The 21,712-nt window shown below is 36.0% G+C and carries 13 protein-coding genes; all 13 read right to left on the bottom strand.

Annotated features, from left to right (window positions below):
• Positions 1-34 precede the first annotated feature (34 nt).
• The 13 genes from AC1Q7L_RS09160 to AC1Q7L_RS09220 all read right to left on the bottom strand — a co-directional run bounded on the left by AC1Q7L_RS09160 (position 35) and on the right by AC1Q7L_RS09220 (position 21,700).
• Complete coding sequence (locus AC1Q7L_RS09160; RefSeq protein ID WP_492305163.1) at positions 35-2,629, bottom strand: TonB-dependent receptor; 2,595 nt, start codon at positions 2,627-2,629, stop codon at positions 35-37.
• Positions 2,630-2,838: 209 nt separating this feature from the next.
• On the bottom strand, positions 2,839-3,699 hold the full coding sequence (gene nadC / locus AC1Q7L_RS09165; protein ID WP_410691467.1) for a carboxylating nicotinate-nucleotide diphosphorylase: 861 nt from the start codon (positions 3,697-3,699) through the stop codon (positions 2,839-2,841).
• A 12-nt stretch (positions 3,700-3,711) separates the two neighbouring features.
• Positions 3,712-5,283: an L-aspartate oxidase gene (nadB, locus tag AC1Q7L_RS09170; RefSeq protein ID WP_492305164.1), complete on the bottom strand. Its 1,572-nt coding sequence runs from the start codon at positions 5,281-5,283 to the stop codon at positions 3,712-3,714.
• Positions 5,284-5,314: 31 nt separating this feature from the next.
• Entirely contained in the window at positions 5,315-5,941 is a 627-nt protein-coding gene (locus AC1Q7L_RS09175; protein ID WP_410691465.1) for an NAD(P)H-dependent oxidoreductase, read from the bottom strand.
• A gap of 129 nt (positions 5,942-6,070) precedes the next feature.
• Positions 6,071-8,071: an FIDD domain-containing protein gene (locus AC1Q7L_RS09180; protein ID WP_492305165.1), complete on the bottom strand. Its 2,001-nt coding sequence runs from the start codon at positions 8,069-8,071 to the stop codon at positions 6,071-6,073.
• Positions 8,072-8,290: 219 nt separating this feature from the next.
• Complete coding sequence (locus tag AC1Q7L_RS09185) at positions 8,291-10,555, bottom strand: FIDD domain-containing protein (RefSeq protein WP_492305166.1); 2,265 nt, start codon at positions 10,553-10,555, stop codon at positions 8,291-8,293.
• A 244-nt stretch (positions 10,556-10,799) separates the two neighbouring features.
• On the bottom strand, positions 10,800-13,058 hold the full coding sequence (locus AC1Q7L_RS09190) for an FIDD domain-containing protein (RefSeq protein ID WP_492305167.1): 2,259 nt from the start codon (positions 13,056-13,058) through the stop codon (positions 10,800-10,802).
• Positions 13,059-13,225: 167 nt separating this feature from the next.
• Positions 13,226-13,702, bottom strand: coding sequence for a ribonuclease HI (gene rnhA / locus AC1Q7L_RS09195; protein ID WP_492305168.1), 477 nt, complete (start codon positions 13,700-13,702; stop codon positions 13,226-13,228).
• Positions 13,703-13,902: 200 nt separating this feature from the next.
• A complete protein-coding gene (dnaB, locus tag AC1Q7L_RS09200; protein ID WP_410691460.1) occupies positions 13,903-15,483 on the bottom strand; it encodes a replicative DNA helicase in 1,581 nt (526 codons plus the stop codon).
• Between the two features lie 155 nt (positions 15,484-15,638).
• A complete protein-coding gene (locus AC1Q7L_RS09205; protein ID WP_492305169.1) occupies positions 15,639-17,699 on the bottom strand; it encodes an FIDD domain-containing protein in 2,061 nt (686 codons plus the stop codon).
• Positions 17,700-17,815: 116 nt separating this feature from the next.
• Positions 17,816-19,918, bottom strand: a complete 2,103-nt coding sequence (locus AC1Q7L_RS09210; protein ID WP_492305170.1) for an FIDD domain-containing protein — start codon at positions 19,916-19,918, stop codon at positions 17,816-17,818.
• 90 nt (positions 19,919-20,008) lie between these two features.
• Complete coding sequence (locus tag AC1Q7L_RS09215) at positions 20,009-21,244, bottom strand: MFS transporter (RefSeq protein WP_492305171.1); 1,236 nt, start codon at positions 21,242-21,244, stop codon at positions 20,009-20,011.
• A gap of 93 nt (positions 21,245-21,337) precedes the next feature.
• Positions 21,338-21,700: a hypothetical protein gene (locus AC1Q7L_RS09220; RefSeq protein WP_072407159.1), complete on the bottom strand. Its 363-nt coding sequence runs from the start codon at positions 21,698-21,700 to the stop codon at positions 21,338-21,340.
• Between the last annotated feature and the right edge of the window lie 12 nt (positions 21,701-21,712).

The raw sequence follows: 21,712 nt of genomic DNA on the forward strand, positions 1-21,712 counted from the left end.
ATTGATATTTATAAAATCTAATGTTTTTATATTATTAGAAGTTGAATGATAGGTTAGCAGCCCATGTTCTTCCAAATCCGAAGAATACTCTGTTGCCATTAGCAATACCGTTATACATTCTTCCGGCATCTTGATATGTTTTACCTAAATCAGGATCTCCTGCTGTTGTGATTTTATCACCTCCAAAAATATTTGTTGCACCATCTTGGATGTAAGTAGTATCGAACAAGTTGTAAACGTTAGCTCCAATAGTGAAATATTGATTAGCGTCTCTCAGTCTGATTTTATATGATACACCAATGTCTGTTAAATTATAATCTGGTAATTTTAGTACTCCTCTGTCTTGATTAGCTATATTTGAGAAAGTAGCGATGTCGATAGAAGAATAAAGTTTACCTACAAATCTCCAACCTGCATAGATACTTAAATCTTTTACCGGTTTAACAGTGGCTCCTAATGACGCAGTCATTTGTGGAATACTGTTGCTGCTTGTTCCTCCTACTTTTACTTTGTCAATATATAAAGTTGTTGTATTTGAATCACCAGCTACAGTTAAAGGATTGTTATTTCCATCAAATGTTGTTCCTGTAGCATTTCCTTTATAATAATAGTCTCCCCAAGAGAACATACCGTTAAGTTCTAGGAACTTATTTACTTTGTAAGTTGCATCAAATTCAACTCCTTGGTGGATTTCTGTAATTCCGTTCATTTCTGCGTAAGCATCAGTTACGTCAGCAACCTGGATCGTTCTTCTTAAAGCTCTGTCTTTCCATTGCGTTCTGTAAACGTTAACATTCGCACTGAAATTTGCTGATCTAAACCCGTAGCCAACTTCAGCAGAGAAAATTTTCTCATTAGTTAACTGAGGGTTAACAATGTTTAAGTTGCTTGGATACACAGTATTCATGAATGGCTGCTTGCTGTAATAACCAATATTTGCAAAAACATTATGATTTTCATTAATGTTATAGTTAGCACCCCCTTTGATATTATATCCAAAAATGTTTTTAAAACCAGTTTTTGTATTTACAGTTTGTCCTTTTACTGTACTTCCATCAATAACGAAGTTGTCAATTCTTTGATAACCTTGGTTTGAAACTGATCCTTGTAAGAATGCTGATAAATTATCTTTTGTATATTCAACTTGTCCAAATCCACTGTACCATATTACTTCACCATCATTACTGAATCCAACTTGTTGGTTTAGAGGGGTTTGACTTCCGCCAAAAGGATTCCATGATAATTTTTTATAGTCAGATGTTTGTGAAACAACGTTTGGAGCTATATTTTTATTATTAGAATCTTTGTATCCTTGCGCACCATATAAATCAGAAATAACTTGATAGTGGTATCCGTAGTAATATCTGTCATCAGTACCTACAGAGAAGTTCCAGTTGTCATTGATTTTATGTTGGAAATTCGCTAAAATACCATACCAGTTATGAGAATTAATACTAGCTCTACGGATTAATGTTGATCCAGCATTTGCTGTATTTGGATTTACTGCAGCATTCTCAGCAAAAACTTTGTCAAAATTATAAAGTCCCTGTGCATCTCTAAAGTATGGTTGTCCATTAACTAAAGTTGTAAGTCCTCTATTATTTACTCTTCCAAGATCTGCAGTTCCACCACCTCTACCATTAGACATGTATGCAACTGTGCTTAACTTAGATTTTTCATTAATATTAAAATCCCAGTTTAGCATTATAACTGGCTTGTTGTAATAGTTTGATCTGTTAGAAAGAGCTTGTCTTTTTCCTTCAGCATTTGTATAATATCCCCAATCTGAATTATAAGTTCTGTCAGGAGTTCCATCGTTATCAGGATTATATCTGATATAATCAGCGATAGCAGGAGCATAAGATCTTTGATCATGCCATTGTGGAGCACCAGTGATTGTAAATTGGAAATTATGTTTTTTATTTGCTTCCCAGCCTAGCGCAAAATAGTAAGCGTAAGATTCATAGTCTGTGTTTTGAACATAGGTTGCTCCAGATTGTCTGCTCATTAAAAATGAAGAAGACCATCCTTTGTCAGATTTTCCTGTATTGTAAGCAAATGATGTTTTTAAATAGTCATTGTTACCAACTCCTAATCTTACGATACCACCTCTTTTCATATCTGCTGACTTCGTGATGAAGTTCATAGTACCTCCAACAGAAGCAATAGCTAATTTAGAAGAACCAAGTCCTCTCTGTACCTGCATGAAACTTGTAACATCTGATAATCCAGTCCAGTTTGAGAAATAAACAGTACCACCCTCCATGTCATTTACAGGCATACCGTTCACCATTACTGCAATGTTTCTAGATTCGAAACCACGCATAACAATCTGAGAGTCTCCAAAACCACCACCACCTTTTGTAGCATATACAGATGGCGTTGTGTTTAGCAATTCTACAAGCTCTTGGTTTCCTTGTCTTTCAAGAATTTGTGCAGCTTTAATTGTAGAAACTGCTACTGGAGTTTTTCTATCTTTAGCGATATCAGTAACTCCTCTTAGGATTACCTCCTCAATATCTTTAGACCTAGTTGAGTTAATAGTGTCTTTAGTTTCTTGAGCGTAATAAACACTAGCTGTAGATAACGTAATAGCTACAGTCAGTATCGATTTGTTGATTAATTTCATAATCGTGAGTAATAGTTAGATTTAATTTTCTGCAAAATTCGGGAAATAAATTTTAACTAATATTAACTGTATGTTAATTTTTACTCAATCTTAATAAGTTGTAATCTATTGATTGTTAGAAATTTAAACTAAAATTGAATTTTCGCATGAAAAAAATCATATTATTGAATTTTTAACAAATGGGGGTTGTTTTTATTAAAAATACAACGCTATTTCACCGCTTTGAGACTCAAATCCATATTCTCTGCGGAATGAGTTAAGGCTCCTGCAGAGATATAAGTTACCCCGGTGGAGGCGATTTCTTTTAACATATCGCGGGTAATTCCTCCTGATGCTTCGGATTCACAAGAGCCATTAATCATTTTTACAGCCTGCTTCATCATCTTTACATTCATATTATCAAGCATGATTCTGTCGGCTTTTGCTTTGATGGCTTCCTCAACTTCTTCAAGGTTTCTGGTTTCGACCTCTATTTTTAGTTTTTTCTTGTTCTTTTTGATGTAATCTTTGGCCATTTTTACAGCATTGGTGATGCTCCCGTTATAATCAATATGGTTGTCTTTCAACATAATCATATCGTAAAGACCGTATCTGTGATTGGTTCCACCGCCGATTGCAACTGCCCATTTTTCGCAAACTCTGAAATTAGGAGTTGTTTTTCTTGTATCTAAAAGTTTAGTTTTAGTGCCTACTAATCGAGAATCCCAGTCATTGGTAAGGGTTGCAATTCCGCTCATCCTTTGCATACAGTTTAAAACAAGTCTTTCTGTGGAAAGTATAGATCTTGCACTTCCAGTGACGATAAAAGCTACATCTCCAACTTTTGCAGGAGCTCCGTCTTTGATGAAATTCTCAACTTTTAAGTTTTTATCAAAAGTTTTAAAAATGATTTCAGCCAATTCTACACCTGCCAAAATACAGTTTTGCTTTACTAAAAGTTTCGCACTCTGCTCAAGATCTTTCGGAATTGTAGAAAGTGTAGAATGATCTCCATCCTGAATATCTTCTTCTAAAGCGTTTTTTATGAATTGTTTTAAAACTTTATCTGTAACGTAGTTTGGTCTTTTCATTTTGTATGCTTTTTAAGCTAAATCTTTATTGTAAAATGCTCCTTTATTCTCAGTCATTTCCATAGATTGGGTAATGATGAGATGAGCAACGGTAGTTAAATTTCTCAGTTCAGACAATTGTGGCGAAAGAATAGAGTAGTGGTAGATTTCGTCAACTGCGGCAGCGATTTCCTGATGCTTTTGTAAGGCCATCGCCAATCGTTTATTACTTCTTACAATTCCAACGAGGTCGCTCATCATTTCCTGAAGTTGTTTTCTTAGATAGGATACGATCACCATTTCATCCATGATTTTCATGCCTTCTTCGTTCCATTCCGGAACGGCTTTTAAATCGTCGAAGTTGAAATTATTTTCATTAAGTAAAGCCATCGTTTTCATCGCAGCATTATGCCCGAAAACTAAACCTTCAAGCAAAGAATTGGAAGCAAGTCTATTTGCTCCGTGTAATCCTGAATTTGTACATTCTCCAACAGCAAAAAGGTTTTTGATGGATGATTGTCCGTCTTTATCAACTTCAATTCCGCCCATTAAGTAATGACAAGCTGGAACTACAGGGATTAATTGAGTGAAAGGATCAATTGCTTCTTCTCTACATTTTTTATAAATATTCGGGAAGTGTTCTAAAAACTTTTCTTGATCCATATCGCGACAATCTAAGCCAACATATTCGTCACCTGAAACTTTCATTTCATTATCAATTGCTCTTGCAACAATATCTCTTGAAGCTAATTCTTCACGCTCATCATATTTCTGCATGAATTTTTCGCCTCTTTTAGTCCTTAATTTTGCTCCGTCTCCACGTACAGCTTCAGAAATTAAAAATAACATTCCATCAATTTTGCTATACAAAGCTGTTGGATGAAACTGATAATATTGCATATTGGAAACCTGTCCTTTTGCACGAGCTACAAAAGCAATTCCGTCTCCTGTTGCGATTTTTGGATTGGTGGTATTTTTATAAACATGTCCCGCTCCTCCAGTCGCAACCAAAGTAATTTTGGAAGTGATTTTTTTTATGCTTTTAGACTTTTCATCTAAAATGTAAGCTCCATAACAATGGATGTCTCCTTGGTTTAATTCTTTACCCGGAACATGGTGTTGGGTAATGATATCGATTACATAATGATGATCTAAGATCTCAATATTTGGGCTTTTATTAGCTGTTTCTAAAAGAGCTCTTTCGATCTCGAAACCGGTGATGTCTTTATGGTGAACAATTCTGTTTTCTGTATGGCCGCCTTCTCTTCCTAAAGCAAATTCTCCATTTTTCTTATCAAAATTAGCGCCCCATTCTACGATTTCGTTGAATCTTGCCGGGGCTTCCCTTACGACCATTTCTACAACATCGCGTTTGTTTTCACCGTCTCCGGCACGCATGGTGTCCTCGATGTGTTTTTCGAAATTATCATTTTTAGAATCTGTGACTACCGCTAAACCGCCTTGTGCGTATTTGGTATTGCTTTCGTCTTCATCAGATTTCGTAACTATGATTATTTTGGCATCGGGAAGTTGCTCAGAAACTTTTATGGCATAAGAAAGTCCCGAAATGCCGGAACCAATTACTAATACATCCGCTTTTATCATATGCTTGCTTTAAGTACAATCGTCTAAATAATTAAATAAATTTAAACAATTTTTCGTTTGGTTTTCTTACTTTTTTCATGTGTTGGAAATGATCTTCCTCAGAACGGTAACCTAATGCCAGAGTGACGGTCACTTTTTCTGTTTCGGGATCGATATTTAGAATTTCTTCAATCAGATCCTGACGGTAGCCTTCCATAGGACAGGTGTCAACATTTTCTATAGCTGCAGCGTACATTAAGTTGGCCAAAACTATATAAGACTGTTTTTCTGCCCAATTGAAAATTTCATCGTTGTTTTTTTGAGTAATATGTTGATTGATACTGTTTTTGAAGAGGTCGAGGTTTGCTAACGGAACATCTCTTACTTCAGAAATATGATTAAAATAACCTTGAATATAGCTTTCACCAATTGTCTTTTTTGAAATAATGACAATAAGATGAGAGCATGTAGATATTTGTGATGGATTATAAAATGCCGGAATTAATTTTTGCTTCATTTCTTCACTTTCCACCACTGTAATTTTATAGGGTTGAAGGCCTAGCGAACTTGCAGATAGCTTTCCTGACTCAAGAATGTTGTGAAGAGTTTCCTGAGGAATAATTTCGTGGTTGAATTTCTTTACAGAATATCTTCTGCTTAAAGCTTCCAAATAATTCATATGACAAATTTAGGAATTGGATGTGAATAAAATAAGCTTAAAACGAAATATCTCGTACTAAATTATGCAAAAAAGAATCACTCCAAAAAAATTGAAGTGATTCTTTTATTATTTGAAATGGTTATTGTGTTAATCTCTGTTCTTAACCAATACCCAACCGGAATATTTAATTGGAGTGTTTTTCTTGTCGTTTTCGTTCCATGTTACAGAATACCAGTAGCTTCCTGTAGAAACTTTTCTTCCTGCGATGGTTCCGTCCCATCTGTATCTTGTAGATTTGTCACCTTGGTGAATTTTGGCTCCGTATCTGTCGAATACATTAAATACAAGATTTTGCTTACTTGCAAGAGATGAATAATCAATGGCATCATTTATTCCGTCTCCGTTTGGAGTGATTACGTTGATGATATTGGGAACAACAATCGTAATGTCGATAGGTTCGCAATCATAAGCATCTTTTATATAAATTTTATTATCTCCTCTCGGAACATCCTTAAATTCATTTGAATCTTGCCAGTTGATATTATCCATTGAATATTTGTAAGGAGCACTTCCGCCCATTGCATGTACTGTAACATCATTGCTTGAAATATCAACACTTGTAATTACCGGTTGCTCTGAAGGATAAACTTTCACAGTCTGAATTGCAGTACAATCTCCTGTTTTTAGTTTTACCCAATACGTTCCAACACTAACATTATTAATGGATGGTGTTATTGCTCCTGTGCTCCATTCGTAAGCACCGAATCCAGGGCCTGCGTCTAGTGTCGTTTTGTCTTCAATACAGATTGTTTTATCTTTTAAAACGGTAGAATAAACCGGAGCGAGTACAATTAAATTTACTTTGGCAATTGAAAAACAGCCATCTGAATTGGTTACTCTTATGTAGACAACACCAGTTGGAGCAATATAAGCCGCTGCTGCTGTAGAGCTAATTTCATTTGTTCCGTTTTGTGCATCCGTTAAAGATGGATAATACTTTTTAGTAGTTCCTGGTGTTGATGTTACAGAAGCATTAGTAAGGTTAAATAAACCTGTTGCAGGATTTGTTTCAATGAAACAGGCTCTCAACGTTGCATCGTTAACTGTGACGGTTGGAGCAACTTTTAAGACTACCGTTGCATCATTATTATCACACAATACTGATGTTGGATCTTTTATGACAACAGAAATATTGGTGGTTGAATTATATTGAAAATTGGTAGGATTGGGAATTGGAGTTCCGCTTCCTGTAATATAATATGTAAAGTTGTAGTTATTAGGGTTTGCTGTAAACTGCGGGTTCAATGATGTTAAATCAATGCTTGACATTCCTGCTAAGTCTGGGCAGAGAGTCTTAGTAATTGCGGTTTGTAAAAGAGGAATTTTATCTACATAAACTTTTACATTTTTAATAGAATGTCTTGATCTTGCACCTCCTGTAGAAGCTGAAAATCCAAAATATCCTACAGTCATTGCTGCTGCTGCACCTGAAGGAGCAAAGGATTGATTGACGATCAATGTACCATTAATACTTATTTTTACAATCCAGCTGGCCGGAGCGGCTGGGTCTACTTCTCCGCTCACTTCAACATGTTTATAAGTTGTTCCCTGAAATGGCAGTGTTGCGTTAAGGTCTGGCGAATGGAAAGAGCTTCCCGGAACATTGAAGAATTCAGAATTGTTGGTGTCTAAAGTGTTGGCAACCTGTCCATAAGCGACATGCACTTTACTCATTCCTGAACTTCCTGTAGCATTGTTGTAAGTGTCAAAAGCCGTAATGAAACCTATTGCGTTTTGAGAAACTCCGATTCCTGATCCCAATACACTTGCAATGGGTGGGTTGGCTAAATACCAAAATGCTATTCCGTCACCGTTGTAGGTTTGGTTTGAATCCATTCTAAAGTCGAATTCTACTCGCCATTTGTCACAATATTTTAAGTTAATTGGGTCGTTTAGGCGTATAGAGCCGGATTTGTCGTTGGTGTCCGGAGTAAGCTGAATAAAGTCAGTATTCACAACTGTAGGCGCTACCATTGTCCATCCCGTTGTATTTACAGGATTTCCTGCAAGTTGATAAGTTTGTGAAAGAATTTTTATTGGGAGGGAAAGTAGAATAATAAATAAATAAAAAAGTATAGGTTTTTTCATTTTACATTAGATTATTTGTTTTGTAAATATAATTAATTTTTAATGTTTATAATTTTGATTTTTAGTCTTTTTTATATGTTTTAATCAGGTTAATAGTGAAGCGTTAAAATAATTATTAAAAAGGATGGTTTGGTTTAAATTATCAACTTTAATTATGTTATAAAAGAATCACTCCAAAAAAAGTGAAGTGATTCTTTTACTATCAGAAATGTTATTATATTAATCTCTATTCTTAACCAATACCCATCCTGAGTATTTAAAAGGAGTGTTTTTCTTGTCATTTTCATTCCATGTTACAGAATACCAGTAGCTTCCTGTAGGAACTTTTCTTCCAGCTATAGTTCCGTCCCATCTGTATCTTGTAGACTTGTCACCTTGGTGAATCTTGGCTCCGTATCTGTCGAATACATTAAATACAAGGTTTTTCTTATTAGCTAATGCAGAATAATCAATGGCATCATTTATTCCGTCTCCGTTTGGAGTGATTACATTGATAATATTTGGAACAACAATCGTGATATCAATCGGTTCGCAATCGTAAGCATCTTTTACATATACTTTATTGTCACCTCTCGGTACATTTTTAAATATGTTAGAATCCTGCCAGTTAATATTATCCATTGAATATTGATAAGCCGGAGTTCCTCCCATCACATTAATGGTGATTGTTGTAGTTGAAATATCAACATTTGTGATAACAGGCTGTTCTGCAGGGAAAATTGTTACTTTTTGAGTTGCTATACAATCTCCTGTTTTAATTTTCACCCAATAAGTTCCAACTCCTACATTGCTGATAGATTGAGTTGTAGCACCCGTACTCCATTGGTAAGAACTAAATCCAGGTCCTGCGTCTAGGGTAGTTTTGTCTTCCATACAAATTGTTTTATCCTTCAAAACAGTTGAATAAACAGGGGCAATTACGATTAAGGTTACTTTTGCAATCGCATAACATCCGTTTCCGTTTGTAACTTTAATGTAAACTACACCATTTGGAGCTGTGTATGCCGCTGCCGCTGTGGCCGGAATTTCATTTGTACCGTTTTGAGCATCGGCTAAAGACGGATAATATTTTTTAGTAATTCCTCCCAATGTTGTTACAGAGGCATTCGTAAGGTTAAATAATCCTGTTGAAGGATTTGTTTCAATGAAACAAGCTCTCAATGTTGCATCATTCACTGTTACAACGGCGAAATGGTTCAATGTAATTTTTGCATTAGAAACGCAGCCTTGAGGAGTTGTTACTTTTACATAAATAAAACCTGGAGCAGAAGAATAGGTAGTTGGATTTAGAATCTCGTTGGTTCCTGCGTTGAGGTCTGCCAATGTTGGGTAGAATTTTTTTGTTACTCCTGTTACTGTTGTTACGGCGGCTGTTGTAAGGTCAAATATTGCTACACCGGCATTGTTGTTGTTACATCCGGTTAATGTTACGTCAGTTGCAGCGAAAGGGGTTGGATTTAATTTAATAACTCCATCTCCGTTATCGCATAATGTAGATGATGGATCTTTAACAACTACCGTTATTGTTGTGCTTCCTGAATATGGAAAGTTGGTTGGGTTGGTAATAGGTACTCCGCCAGGTCCAAAATAGGTGATGATGTAATTGGCAGGATTTGCTACAAATTGAGTGTTGTATGATGTTAAATCTACAGTTCCTGTTCCTGTTGCAGGGTTTACGCATACAAAAGGAGTGATCGTATTTGTTAAAATAGGAACTTTATCAATGAAAATTTTTGCATTTTTAATTGAGTGTCTTGCACTGGCGCCTCCTGTTGCTGCTGAAAATCCGAAATATCCGGTTGTCATCCCTATTGCTCCTCCTGATGGTGCAAACGATTGATCAGTGATTAATACGCCATCAATTCTGATCTTGATAAGCCAGTTTGCAGGGTTAGCAGGATCAGTTTCTCCATTTACTTCAACATGTTTGTAAGTAGGTCCTACAAACGGTTGAGTTGTGATAAGATCTGGAGAATGGAAAGTACTTCCAGGAGTATTATTATATTCAATATTATTATTAAGGCCATTGTTTGTTCCGTATAAAACGTGAACTTTACTCATTTGTCCTTCAGTAGTGTTGTTAAAAATATCGAAACCTACCATAAGTCCATTGGCATTTGCAGGAATTCCAAGTCCTCCTCCTGATACAAATCCTGCCGGAGGATTGGCAAGATACCAGAATGTAAATCCGTCTCCTCTTCCGAATGCAGTAGTTCCGTTTCCATCGATCCTGAAATCGAATTCCACTTTCCATTTATCGCAATATTTCAAATTTATAGGAGAGGCCAGTTTTATTGCGCCATAAAGGCCTCCCGTATCTGCGGTGAGCTGTACAAAATCACCACCAGCGATGTTCGCACTTGAGACCAAGTCCCATCCTGTGGTTACTATAGGGTTTCCTGTAAGCTGATAAGTCTGAGAAAACATTTTTCCAGACAAGCAGAGTAAAATGATGTAAAAATAAGTGAGTAAAGTTTTTTTCATTTGAAGCAAGTTGGTTAGGTTATTAATGTTGTAAATATATTGAATTTCTATTATTTAATATTCTAAAAATGTTAATTATGTAATTTAATTTAATGAAATTGTAATGAATGTTGATTTATATAATCAAAAACATAATTATGATTAAAAATACAAACAATGAAATTCTCAAATTGAGATTGGCTTGATAGGTATACGTATAGTTCATAAAAAACTCACTCCGATTATGGAGTGAGTTTTAAATATATTATTCTCTATTTTTTACAAGTACCCAGCCAGAATATTTTGTTTGAGTATTGTTTTTATCGTTTTCATTCCAAGAGATAGTGTACCAGTAAGTGGCTGTAACTATTTTCTTGCCGAAAGCTGTGCCGTCCCATCTGTAATTTTTGATTTTATCAGCTTGGAAAAGTTTGTTTCCATATCTGTCGAATACTGTAAACACTAGGTTTTTTTTGTATGCAAGCGCAGAGTAATCAATAAAATCATTAATGTTATCTCCGTTTGGAGTAATGGCATTAATCAAATTAGGAACCGTGATCTGTACTTGGATAGGCTCACAATTGTAGAAATCTTTAACGTAAACTTTTACTTCTCCTCTTGCAAGGTTTTCGAAATAATTTGAGTTCTGCCAAGTGATTCCGTCCAGAGAGTATTTGTAAGGTGGAGTTCCTCCGTTTACATTTACCGTGATTGTATTGTTATTAATATCAATGCTTGAAATTACAGGCTGTGCAGAAGGGTTTACTTTTACAATTTGAGTTGTGATACAGCTTCCAGTTTTTAATTTTACCCAATAAATTCCTACAGGAACATTGGTGATGGTCTGAGTTGTTGCTCCAGTGCTCCATTCGTATCCGTCAAAACCGGCTCCTGCATCAAGAGTAGTTTTAGCATCAATACATATGATCTTGTCTTTTAAAACTGATGATGTAACTGGAGTTAAAACAACAAGATTTATTTTAGCAAAACTGAAACAGCCGTTTGCTGTAGTTGTTACTTTTACATATATCGTTGCGTTAGCCGAAATATATGTTGTAGGATTTACAATTTCGTTGGTTCCTGCTGTTGCATCTGCTAATGTCAGGTAGTATTTTTTTGTAGTACCGCCAAGAGCTGTAACATTTGCTGTTGTTAAATTAAACACTGCTGTTGTTGGCGCAGTTTCAATAAAACAAGAGCGTAAAGTAGCATCAGTTACAACAACAAGCGGGTGGAAGGCTAGTGTGATTTGTGCTGAGCCAGTACATCCTTGTGGGGTTGTTACTTTTACAAAAACAACTCCTGCTCCGGAAGTATACGCTGAAGGATTGGTGATCTCATTGATTCCAGCGTTGAGATCTGCCATTGTTTTGTAGTACTTTTTGGTAACTCCTAGAACACCGGTTACATTCGCTGTGGTAAGGTTGAATGTTGCAGACCCAATATTGTTATTGTTACACTCTGTAAGTGTGACATTATTTGCACTGAATGGCGAAAGTGACAACTGTATCTTACCGTCGGCATTATCGCACAGTATTCCTGCGTTATCTTTTACAACAACTGTTATTGTTGTATTGGCATTATATTGATATGCTGCCGGGTTAGCAATTGGAGTTGAACTTCCTAGTACATAATAAGTAAAAGTATAGCTAGCTGGAGTAGCAACAAACTGATTGTTATATGAAGTCAAATTCACAGTTGCTGATCCTGTTGCTGGGTTAGGACAGAAAGATTGAGTAACAGTTGGCTGTAGAATTGGAACTTTATCAGTATAAATTTTTACATTTTTAATAGAATGTCTTGATCTGTTTCCTCCTGTTGAAGCGGAAAATCCGAAATATCCGATCGTCATTGCAGCTGCTGCGCCTGAAGGAACAAAAGGTTGATTACAAATGATAGTTCCATCAATTGTAATCTTGATCGTCCAACCGGTAGGAGAGGAGGAATTTACTTCAGCGGTAACTTCAACATGTTTGTAAGTTGTTCCCTGAAATGGCAAAGTAGTATTCAGATCCGGGGAGTGGAAAGAACTTCCTGCAACATTGAAGAATTCTACGTTATTATTGTCGGTTGTATTGGCAACCTGTCCGTATGCAACGTGAACTTTACTCATTACGGCTGTAGTTGTATTGTTGTAGGTATCAAATCCTACAATTAATCCAACTGCGTTTTGTGAAACTCCAAGACCGGAACCTAATACACTTGCTACAGGCGGATTTGCCAGGTACCAAAATGCAATACCATCTCCATTGGCTGTTTGGTTGGAATCCATTCTGAAATCAAATTCAACCCTCCATTTATCACAGTATTTCAAGTTGATTGGATCGTTCAGTCTTATAGATCCTGATTGGTTATTTGTATCCGGGGTAAGCTGAATAAAATCAGTATTTACCTGTGTGGGAGAAACCATTGTCCATCCCGTTGTGGTAACAGGATTTCCTGTGAGCTGATACGTTTGAGCGGAAGCTTTTCCGAAAAAGCTGGAAAAAACAATAGTGGAATAAGCGAGTAGTTTTCTTATCATTTAGTAACGCACTTTAAATTAGACGCGTAAAGATATTAAATCCTAATCAATAAATATGTATTCAATGTTAATCTTACAGAAAATAATGATTATTTTGTAATAAAAACTAATTTGAATGGTGAAATAATTAATGTTGTTAACTTAAATTTAGATTCATTAAAATTAAATTAAAAAAGAGAATTGTTTTCAAGTGATTCGAAGTAGGTGTCAACCTCAAGATTACCTGAAGCTGCGGCTGCAACAGCTAATTTATCACATAATTCGTTTTCAAAATGTCCTGCATGCCCTTTAATCCAGTGCATTTTAGGTTTGTGGGTATTGTAAAGTTCAATGAATTTTTTCCAGAGATCCGGATTTTTCACATTTTTCCAGCCTCTTTTTATCCAGCCTGCGATCCAGTTTTGATTGATGGCATCAGATACATATTTGCTGTCTGTAAAAACGTGGATGTCGTTATCAGGAGATTTTAATTTTTCCAATGCTGTGATTACAGCAAGAAGTTCCATTCTGTTGTTGGTTGTTTTACGAAAGCCTTTTGAGAAAGTTTTCTGATAATTTTTTTCAGGTACGCGCATGACGATTCCGTATCCTCCTTTTCCGGGATTTCCGCTGCAGGCGCCGTCTGTGTATATTTCGATTCTCAAAATTTTATTGAATTGTTTAAACTTAATATTAAACTAAGAAGTGATAAAAGATTTATTAAACTTTATATAATTGAGATCCTTCGACTTCGCTCAGAATGACATCTCTAATACTAACTGTCATTTTGTAGCGTTGTCATCCTGAGCGGAGTCGAAGGATCTGTTTATATTTAAATTTTATTATTTAAAATTAACCTTAAATATTAAAAAGGAAAATCATCTTCATCATCAAAGTCATTCATTGAAGAACCTGAAAGTTTAGAACTATCCGGTAAATCAAATGCTGCACCCGGTTGAATGGTCGTTTTAATTTTATCAAAACCACTTGGTTCAGGTGTACCGAAATCAGAAGGGAAACCTCCACCGGTTGCGTGTTCAATATCTCCAAATTTCGCAAAATGCTTTAAGAAAGATAATCTTACGTCTGCTGTAGCACCATTTCTGTGTTTTGCAATAATAAGCTCGGCCTGATTTTCTGTTGTCGTTTCCTGTCCTTCCTCGTCGTTATCCCAAACGGTAATTTTGTAATATTCCGGTCTGAAAATAAATGACACAATATCCGCATCCTGCTCAATCGCTCCGGATTCCCTTAGATCTGAAAGTTGAGGTCTTTTTCCGGGGCGTGTTTCCACACTTCTTGAAAGCTGTGAAAGTGCAATTACGGGTACATTCAATTCTTTTGCAATCGCTTTTAGTGAACGTGAGATCATTGAGATTTCCTGTTCACGGTTTCCGCCTCCTTTTCCGCCACCACCGGCTGTCATCAGCTGGAGATAATCGACCATGATTAGCTTTACATCATGCTGCATTACCAATCTTCGGCATTTTGCACGGAAATCGAATATCGAAAGGGAAGGAGTTTCATCAATAAAAAGAGGAGCATTTTCCAACTCGGAAACGTTGGAGAAAAGTCTTTGCCATTCTTCGTCGTCCAGCGTTCCTTTTCTTAATTTTTCAGATGAAATTCTTGTTTCTGAAGCGATCATCCTGGTGATCAACTGTACAGATGCCATCTCCAGAGAGAAAAGTACCATCGGGATTTTATGTCCAACAGCAATATTTCTCGCCATAGAAAGTAGGAATGCTGTTTTTCCCATCGCGGGACGGGCAGCAATAATGATAAGGTCAGAATTTTGCCAACCCCCAGTTTCTTTATCTATGTCTCTAAATCCTGAAGGTACTCCGGAGATTCCTTCTTTGTCTTTTAGGGATTTAATGGTTTCAATAGCTTGTTTTACTAATGAGTTTGCTGTGTCGAAACCTTTTTTGATGGTTCCATTGGTGATTTCAAAGAATGACTGTTCGGCTTTATCTAAAAGTTCAAAAACGTCGGTAGATTCTTTGTATGACGAATCAATTACGTTGGCAGAAACATTAATTAAACTTCTTAAAATATATTTTTCAAGAATAACACGAACATGATACTCAATATGCGCAGAGGAGCTGACTCCCATTGTAAGATCAACAATATAATGATCACCACCCGCCAAAAGAAGTTTTTCTTCCTTTTTAAGTTCCTGAATAACTGTCATTAAGTCAACAGGGTGGTTTCCTTCATATAATTTTAGAACGGCCGTAAAAATAACCTGATGTCTAGGATCGTAAAATACGTCAGGAGTAAGAAGGTCAATGGAATGGTCTAGCCCTTTTTTATCAATTAAAAAAGTACCGATAACCAATCTTTCAAAATCTACTGCATTAGGAGGCATTTTTCCATCAGCAATTGACAACTCTTTCGCGAAGTTTCCGTGGGTAAGAGATGATAATGTTTCTTTCTGCGCCATTTTGCAAAGATATAGTTTATTTAAAAAATAATTTAAAAATAGTAACTAACATTTTCCGTCTGATTTGTTTGAAAATACCATCAATAAAAGGCGGGTTGTGTTAATAAAAAAATCACCCCAAAATTGAGGTGATTTTTAAATGTATAAGAATTAAATTATTCTCTGTTTTTTACAAGTACCCATCCGCTGTATTTTGTCTGAGTATTGTTTTTGTCATTTTCGTTCCAAGAGATACTGTACCAGTAAGTTCCTGTAAGGATTTTCTTACCGCTTGCTGTACCATCCCATCTGTAATCTCTGGTTTTATCGGCTGTGTAAAGCTTGTTTCCGTATCTGTCGTAAACGATAAACTGTAGATTTTTCTTATAAGATAATGCAGAATAATCTATAAAATCATTTTTGTTATCTCCGTTTGGCGTAATCGCGTTAAGAAGATTAGGAACAGTTATCTGTACATCGATAGGGTTACAGTCGTAGAAATCTTTTACATATACTTTTACTTCTCCTCTCGGAAGATCTGAAAATACGTTAGAATCCTGCCAAGTGATACCGTCTAAAGAGTATTTGAAAGGTGCAGTTCCACCGTTTGTGTTTACTGTAATTGTATTGTTTGTGATATCAATGCTTGAGATAACAGGCTGTTGAGTTGCATATACATGTACTACTTGTAATGTATAACATTTTCCTGTTTTCAGTTTTACCCAGTATTCACCAACTCCTACATTTGAAATTGATTGTGTAGTTGCTCCTGTGCTCCATTCGTATCCGTCGAATCCTCCGCCTGCATCTAGTGTTGTTTTATCTTCAAGACAGATTGTTTTGTCTTTTAGAACAGTTGATTTTACAGGAGGTAAAACTTTAAGGTTGATTTTAGCAATTGAATAACATCCATCCGCACTGTAAACTCTTACATATACTGAACCTGTTGTAGCAATATAAATTGTTGGATTTCCTATTTCATTCGTTCCACTTGTTGCGTTAGCTAACGTCGGGTAGAATTTTTTAGGAGGATTTGTAAGCGTAGAAACGGTTGCCGTTGTTAAATTAAATACCGCTGTCGTGATAGCTGTTTCAATATAACAAGACTCAAGGCTTGCTTCAGTTACTATTACTAAAGGATAGAATTTTAATGTGATCTCAGCAGTATCAGAACATCCGTCTGTTGTTGTTACTTTTACAAATACTTTTTTCTCTGCTGAAGTATAGTTTGCAGGGTTTGTAATTTCATTAGTTCCAGCATTCAGATCCGCCATCGTAGGGTAATATTTTTTTGTAACGTTACCTGAATAAACATCTGCTGTTGTTAGATTAAATAATCCCGTACCTACATTATTATTGTTACAGGCATATATTGTGGCATCCCGGGCGGTAATATTTCCCTGGACAAACTTGAAGGTTCCTGTTTGGAAACATCCGTTAATAGGGTTCGTGGGGTTCGCGGGATCCGTATATTTTATTCTGTAATAATATATTATTCCTGCGTTTACCGTAATTGGAGCTGTGATCGGATTATCACCTGTTACAGCATCATTACCTGTAGTATGATAAGTGATTGTAAAGTTTTGATTACCGTTTAGAATAGCATTAGTTAAAGTACTAAAATCAAATGTAGTAGGTAGCGCACATCTCAAGATTTCACGTGGAGCATCTGGAGTTGGACCAGCTACACCTGGCGGTACAAAAGGATTTGGCGTTAATGCAGGGTCTGTAAATGCAGAAGTTAGAGTAGCAGTTCCTCCCCATGTTAAAGAGAATCCATTTGTGCTACCATCCCAGTTATCTACTACAAGATAATAAGTTTCGCCTGCAACTACGTTCATAAAACCGCTCAATCTACCTGTTACAGTAGGGTGTGTAATTGTTAAGCTTAATCCTGTAGGACCATCTGTACCATCGTAGTTACATCTGATCGGAGGACTTAATGCGCCACAAGTCTGATTCGGGCCATATACACCAAAATCATAATCCGTTGCATAAACGTTTGGCGTGATCATGAAAGTTAGAGTTCCGGAAGTTGCAATTGTGAATGTGTACCAAACTGAGTGGTTCTCATCCGATGCAAGACATCCCATAAGATCTTCCGTAACGTCACCATGACCTAAAGAAGTATAGGATAGATCAGAATTTCCACATACCGGGATCGCTGAAATACAATCCGATTGTGAGAAATATAGCTGCGAAAAAAATAAGATTAAAAGAAGTAGGTATTTTTTCATTTTTAACTGACTTTTTATGAAACAAAAATAACGAAAATATTAACAAAATATGAATATAGTATTCGTGAAGTAAAAAAAACCGCTTGAAAAAGCGGTTTTTCTTAATATATTATTAATTATTCTCTGTTTTTAACCATTACCCATCCTGTGTATTTGAAAGGAGTACTTTTTTTATCATTCTCATTCCACGTCACAGAGTACCAGTAATTTCCTGTAGGAACTTTTTTACCACCATTGGTAGTACCGTCCCATTTATAGCCATTAGTTTTGTCAGCCTGGAAGATTTTAGTTCCATATCTGTCAAAAATGTTGAATATAAGATTTTGCTTATTTGCCAATGCAGAATAATCAATCACATCATTTACACCATCTCCGTTTGGAGTGATCACGTTGATAAGATTTGGAACAACAATTTCAACATGAATAGGCTCACAATCGTAAGAATCTTTTACATATACCGTATTGTTACCTCTTGGTACATTGGTGAAAACGTTAGAATCCTGCCAGTTGATATTGTCCATTGAATATTTATATGGAGCAGTTCCAGCTACAACATACACTGTAACAGTAGTAGTTGAAATATCAATTGTAGAGATTACAGGTTGCTCAGAAGGATAAATTTTAACCGTTTGAATTGCTGTACAGTCTCCTGTTTTCAATTTCACCCAATAAGTTCCAACCCCTACATTGCTGATAGATTGAGTAGTTGCTCCCGTGCTCCATTCGTATGCATTGAATCCAGGACCTGCATCTAGCGTAGTCTTGTCTTCCATGCAAATGATCTTATCTTTTAACACCGTAGAATAAACTGGAGGAATTACAATTAGAGTCACTTTAGCTACAGCATAACAGTTGTTTCCGTTGGTTACCTTAATGTAAATTACACCATTTGGAGCAGTATATGCCGCTGCCGCAGTAGGGTTAATTTCATTGGTACCGTTTATTGCATCTGTTAAAGATGGATAGTATTTTTTAGTTATACCTCCCTGTGTTGTAACCGAAGCGTTTGTAAGATTAAATAAACCTGTTGAAGGATTACCTTCAATAAAACAAGCTCTTAATGTTGCATCATTTACAACGACAACCGGGAAGAAGTTCAATGTGATTATAGCAGTATCGGCACAACCCTGAGGAGTTGTTACTTTTACATAAACTACACCTGTTGAAGATGCATAGTTCGCAGGGTTTGTGATTTCATTAGTTCCTGCATTAAGATCAGCCATTGTAGGATAATACTTCTGAATTGCAGTAGGATCATTCAATACAGCTAACGCTGTAGAAGTAAGATCATATGTTGCAATACCTGAATTATTGTTGTTACAAGCATTCATTGTAACATCATTAGCGGTAATATTTCCGAGTTTAAATTTAAAAGTACCTATTTGCCTACAGGAGTTAATCGGGTTAGCCGGGTTTGTAGGATCCGTATAATGGATGCTGTAATAGTACGTCGTGGTTGTATTAACCGTAATTGGCGTTACAATTGGGCTAGCTCCAGACAATGCATCATTTTGAGATGTATGATAAGTTACTGTAAAGTTTGGATTGTTATTAACAATACCCGCTGATAAAGTACTGAAATCAAAAACTGCAGGACTTGTACAAACAATTACCTCATTTGGATTTGCTGGGTTTGCGTTAGGCGTTCCAGGCGCTATAAATGGGTTTGGAGTAAGCGCAGGATCATTAAATGGAGAAGCCAAAGTAGCTGTTCCACCCCAAGTTAAAGAAAATCCGTTAGTATTTGCCGAATAGTTATTTACTAAAAGATAATATGTCTGACCCGGTAAAACATCCATGTATTTTACCCATTCGTCTCCGTTACCGGATGTTCCGGCGCCATCATATAAATCTGTTGAAGTCATATTAAGACCTGTAGCCCCGCTTGTGTAGGGTGTCGAGCATCTAATAGTGTTTCCTTTAGTAGCACAATTTACATTTGGTCCCCAAACGTAAAAGTCATAATCTGTTGCTGCTGTTGTTAAAGGGGTAATTACAAAAGTTAAAGTTCCTGCTGTGGCAATTGTAAATTTATACCAAACAGAGTATTTTTCTACATAAATACCACAGTTCCCGTCTGGAAGCTCCTGTGTTCCGAATCCGGAAGGTGTGTAGGAAAACCCTGAGTTTCCACAAACAGCTAAAGCTGTAGCACAATCTTCTTGTGCATAAAATATCTGACATAAAGGTATCAGAAAAATGAGTAGAAATTTTTTCATAAAGGGGAAATTTTATAAGGCAAATATAAAAAATTATTAACGTTGAATTGAAGTTTTTATCATTTATTTAATAAATTGAAGCAAAAGGCTTTAATATTGCATTTTTCTTAACTTAGGATTCGTACTTGCTACTAAAAGAGCTACAAGTACGGTCATTGTTCCTCCAAAGACTACGGAGCGCACTACTCCTAGTAATTTTGCCATAACTCCACTTTCAAACTGTCCCATTTCGTTGCTCGACATGATGAAAATAGAATTCACGCTTAAAACTCGTCCTCTAATGTGGTCTGGCGTTTTCAGCTGAACAATTGTTCCTCTAATCACGACTGAAATTCCGTCAAGCATTCCGCTTAATACCAAAAACATAAACGAAAGCCAGTAAATATGTGATAATCCGAAACCGATGATACACAATCCAAAACCTGTTACAACAGCAAGTAAAACCTTTCCTTGATTCTTCCTTAACGGAATAATTGATAGAATTGTTATAATACACATCGAACCAATATCGGAAGCGGCATTTAATAATCCGAAACCTTCGGCACCAACTTTCAGAATATCAGTTGCAAATACAGGAATCATAGCGACTGCACCTCCGAAAAGAACGGCAAACATATCAAGGCATAAAGCGCCTAATATTTCTTTAGTTTTAAATATATAAGAAATTCCTTCACGCATACTTTCAACAACATTTACATCTTCTTTTTTATGTTCAGAATATTGTTTTTTTAATTGCCAGAAAAATACTGAAGCGAAAATTATTAATGAAATAATAACAACCAATGTCCATTTTACATCAAAATAACCAATAAGAAATCCTCCGACTGCATGCCCGCAAACCGATGAGATCAGGAAGGTTGCCTGATTTAAAGTAACAGCATTGGGAAGATTCTCTTTTTTAACAATAGTCGGAATCATAGAAGGAACAATTGGTCCGATAAAAGCTCTTGCGATCCCCGTAAAGAAAATAACAACGTAAATAAAATAGGTGATCTGATGTCCTGTGAAATGCATTTGCACATTAAGGAAAGCCGGAATCAGCAATAATCCGATCAGAAAAACATAAGCATAATTACAAATGAGTAAAAGCCTCTTTTTTTCATTCATATCAATAACATGACCGGCGTACAAAGCACAGCTTACGGCCGGAATTACTTCCGAAAGACCGATCAAACCAATCGAAAAAGGATCTTTTGTTAATTGATACACCCACCATCCCAATAAAGTAGCGAGCATTCTAAAGGCTAAAACGATAAAAAATCTTCCGGTAAGAAGATTTCTGAATTCAACATTTTGCAATGTTTTCAGCGGGGTAAACGAAATCATTCACAAAAATAGCCCTAAATATTCATTTAAGGCTAGTGATATTATGATTTTTTAAATGATAAATCAAATAGAAGCTGAAAGATAAAATCTATTTTAGTCAGCTCTTGAAGAACTTAAAACTAATGCCGCAACACCTGCTGCACCAATCACTACAGCTCCTGCAGTAATTCTTGCTTTTCTGCTGTCTCTTACTGAAGCTACATTAGATTTTGGAATGATAACTTCTGCGCTGTCTTTTTTTCCAGCTGTACCAATAAGGTTGTCACCATCTACATTACGGAACAACATTTTTTGATTTTTAGAACCGTCTTTCATTTTAACCACATACATTTTTCCTGCTTCAAGGTTAGAATAATTATTCTTAGAAATGTCTTCTGAGTACTTTGTAGTTGCACAAGAAGAAATTACAAATAAAGACGTTAACAAAGATGATTTTAAAAGTACAGATGCTTTCATTCTAATTTTTTA

It is taken from the genome of Chryseobacterium sp. GW823-FHT05E08 (assembly GCF_058795655.1).

Bases quoted from the DNA above. Each gene is read 5' to 3' on its own strand.
- AC1Q7L_RS09160 (WP_492305163.1), bottom strand. From the start codon at position 2,629: ATGAAATTAATCAACAAATCGATACTGACTGTAGCTATTACGTTATCT.
- nadC (WP_410691467.1), bottom strand. From the start codon at position 3,699: ATGAAAAGACCAAACTACGTTACAGATAAAGTTTTAAAACAATTCATA.
- nadB (WP_492305164.1), bottom strand. From the start codon at position 5,283: ATGATAAAAGCGGATGTATTAGTAATTGGTTCCGGCATTTCGGGACTT.
- AC1Q7L_RS09175 (WP_410691465.1), bottom strand. From the start codon at position 5,941: ATGAATTATTTGGAAGCTTTAAGCAGAAGATATTCTGTAAAGAAATTC.
- AC1Q7L_RS09180 (WP_492305165.1), bottom strand. From the start codon at position 8,071: ATGAAAAAACCTATACTTTTTTATTTATTTATTATTCTACTTTCCCTC.
- AC1Q7L_RS09185 (WP_492305166.1), bottom strand. From the start codon at position 10,555: ATGAAAAAAACTTTACTCACTTATTTTTACATCATTTTACTCTGCTTG.
- AC1Q7L_RS09190 (WP_492305167.1), bottom strand. From the start codon at position 13,058: ATGATAAGAAAACTACTCGCTTATTCCACTATTGTTTTTTCCAGCTTT.
- dnaB (WP_410691460.1), bottom strand. From the start codon at position 15,483: ATGGCGCAGAAAGAAACATTATCATCTCTTACCCACGGAAACTTCGCG.
- AC1Q7L_RS09205 (WP_492305169.1), bottom strand. From the start codon at position 17,699: ATGAAAAAATACCTACTTCTTTTAATCTTATTTTTTTCGCAGCTATAT.
- AC1Q7L_RS09210 (WP_492305170.1), bottom strand. From the start codon at position 19,918: ATGAAAAAATTTCTACTCATTTTTCTGATACCTTTATGTCAGATATTT.
- AC1Q7L_RS09215 (WP_492305171.1), bottom strand. From the start codon at position 21,244: ATGATTTCGTTTACCCCGCTGAAAACATTGCAAAATGTTGAATTCAGA.
- AC1Q7L_RS09220 (WP_072407159.1), bottom strand. From the start codon at position 21,700: ATGAAAGCATCTGTACTTTTAAAATCATCTTTGTTAACGTCTTTATTT.